The following is a 2,465-nucleotide window of genomic DNA, read 5'->3' on the forward strand; positions in this document are numbered from 1 at the left end:
CACCTACATCAAGCTGCACGGCGCGGGCATCCGGCCCGGAGCCGTGGCCGCGGGCAGCCAACTGGGCGCGGCGCTGACCCTGCTGCCCGCACTGCCCCTGTGGCCTGCGCCCGCAATACACAACCCGGCCCTGCTCACCCCGCTGGTGCTGGCCTGCACCGCCACCCTGGCACTGGTCTGCGGGGCCGTGGCCTACCTGCTGTACTTCCGGCTGGTGGAGGATACCGGCCCGGCCCGCGCGCTGACCGTCACCCTGCTCATACCCGTGTTCGGCATGGGCTGGGGCGCGCTGTTCCTTGGCGAGCGCATCACCCCGGCCATGGCCGCCGGGGCCGCGAGCATCGTGGCGGGCCTCGTGCTGCTGCTGGACCTGCGCCAGCTGTTCCGGGGGCGGAGTGTGGCTTGAGAGCAAGGTGGGTCCTGGTATTATCGCGGAAAAGACAAGGTCCGTGGCGGGTACCCGTCACGGACCTTGTGGTGGAACGAAGAACCCCAACCAAAAAGTTTGGGGGGGGAGGGGGCCGGGGAGGGAGACCCTTTCACGCTCTGCGGACGCCATTCGCGCGTGCGGTCCCTATCCGTAGGGCTCGCTAGGGCAAGGTTCGCGCGTTGCGCTCACCTGGCGGCTGCCGCAAAGGGTCCCCTCCCCGGAAACTTTTTGCGGTTTTTCTAGATATCCGCCCCGATCTTGTGCATGGCCACCATGCCGCCCTGCACGTTGACGGTATTGGTGACGCCCAGTTCCTTGAGCATCAGCTGCGATTCGTAGGCGCGCAGGCCGGTGTTGCACACCAGCACCACGGTGCGGTCCGTGGGAATTTCCGCGATGCGGTCGTGGATTTCCTCTTCGGGGATGGCATTCCACTGGCCGGGGTACTTTTCGGCAAGCGGCTGCGAGTTGCCGATGAGCCGGGTGTCGATGAAACACACGGTATCGTTGCTGGCGCGTTCGTTCCACAGCCGTTCGAATTCCTCGGGGTCGATGACGGCGCAGCGGCCTTCCAGGATGTTCTCTGCCACGTTGCCCGCCACGTTCAGGATGTCCATGGCCGAGGCGAACGGCGGCGAGTACACGATCTCGGCGTTGCTGATGTCTTCTATGGTGGGCTTGTCGGCCAGCAGGGTGGCCACGGCATTGATGCGCGCGGTCAGCGCGTCGCCCAGGGTGGATACGCCCTGAATGCCCAGCACCCGGCGGGTGGACTTTTCCACCACCAGTTCCAGCGACATGATGGTCTTTTCCGGGTAGAAGTGCGCCCGGTCGAACTGCTCCACGTGCACGTTGATGGCGTCAAAGCCTTCGCGCAGGGCGGTTTCGATGGTCAGGCCCGCGCCGCAGGCCGAGATTTCGAACAGCTTGACCACCCAGCTGCCCACCGCGCCGGGGAAGGTGGCGTTGCCGCCGGCAAGGTTGGTGCCCACCACGCGGCCCTGGCGGTTGGCCATGGACCCCAGCGGGAAGAAACCGGGCTTGCCGGTGATCAGGTTGGGGATGGTCACGCAGTCGCCGCCGGAGTAGATGTCCGGGTCGCTGGTCTGCATGCGGTCGTTGACGATCAGCGCGCCGCGCGGGTCGGTGTCCAGCCCGGCGGCCTTGGCGATGGCCGTGTTGGGCGACACCCCGGCGGCCATGATGACCAGTTCCGCGTCGATGGTGCGCTTGTCGGTCACCACGCGGGCCACGGTGCCGTCCTCGCCTTCCAGCCGCACCACCTTCTCGCCCGTAAGCACGGTGACGCCGTTCTTCTCCAGGTCATGGCGCACCATACGGGTGAGGGTGGAGGACAGGAACCCCGGCATGAGCCGGTCGGTCAGTTCCACCACGGTCACGCCAATGCCCCACATGTCGGCCAGCGCCACGGCCATTTCCAGGCCGATGAACCCGCCGCCCACGATGACGGCATGGCTCACCGTGCCCGCAGCCACGGAATTGCGGATGAACTCCGCTTCTTCCAGATTGGTGGCTGCGGTCACGCCCGCAAGGTCCAACCCTTCGACAGGGGGGCGGTTGGCCCGGCTGCCCAGCGCCAGCACCAGCTTGTCATAGGAAAGGGTCTGCTGCTCGCCCGTGCGCAGGTGTTCCACCAGCACGGTCTTGGCCGCGCGGTCGATGGACACGGCGCGGGTTTCGGTCAGCACGTCCACGTCCTTGTTGACGCGGAAGAATTCGGGGTCGCGCACCACGTTGTAGGGGGTGGCTTGCAGCGCGTCGATGTTGTTGACCTCTCCCGAGACGAAATAGGGAATGCCGCAGCCCCCGTAGGAAATGCGCGGCGACTGGTCGATCATGGTGACCTTGGCGTCGGGTGCGAGGCGCTTGAACCGGCAGGCGGCCTTGGGGCCAAGGGCAACGGCCCCGATGACGACGACGTGCTTGGACATGCTGAAACCTCCGTGGGCTGCGCGCGGGTGACGGCGCGGGGTGCGGCGCGCGGCACGGGGTCGCGCGTCTGTTCGGGCTGGCG

At 66.9% G+C, this 2,465-nt stretch carries 2 protein-coding genes; one reads left to right on the forward strand and one right to left on the reverse strand.

Going from position 1 to position 2,465, the window contains the following annotated elements:
- Positions 1–406: DMT family transporter (locus tag FVW27_RS13020; RefSeq protein WP_167125771.1), on the forward strand; the 406-nt coding region annotated here is incomplete at its 5' end.
- A gap of 263 nt (positions 407–669) precedes the next feature.
- Here FVW27_RS13020 and FVW27_RS13025 read toward each other — a convergent pair.
- Entirely contained in the window at positions 670–2,382 is a 1,713-nt protein-coding gene (locus FVW27_RS13025) for an FAD-dependent oxidoreductase (RefSeq protein ID WP_167125773.1), read from the reverse strand.
- Positions 2,383–2,465: the final 83 nt, after the last annotated feature.

Origin of the sequence: Nitratidesulfovibrio liaohensis (genome assembly GCF_011682075.1) — a bacterium.
Lineage (GTDB): Bacteria > Desulfobacterota > Desulfovibrionia > Desulfovibrionales > Desulfovibrionaceae > Cupidesulfovibrio > Cupidesulfovibrio liaohensis.

Bases quoted from the DNA above. Each gene is read 5' to 3' on its own strand.
- FVW27_RS13025 (WP_167125773.1), bottom strand. From the start codon at position 2,382: ATGTCCAAGCACGTCGTCGTCATCGGGGCCGTTGCCCTTGGCCCCAAG.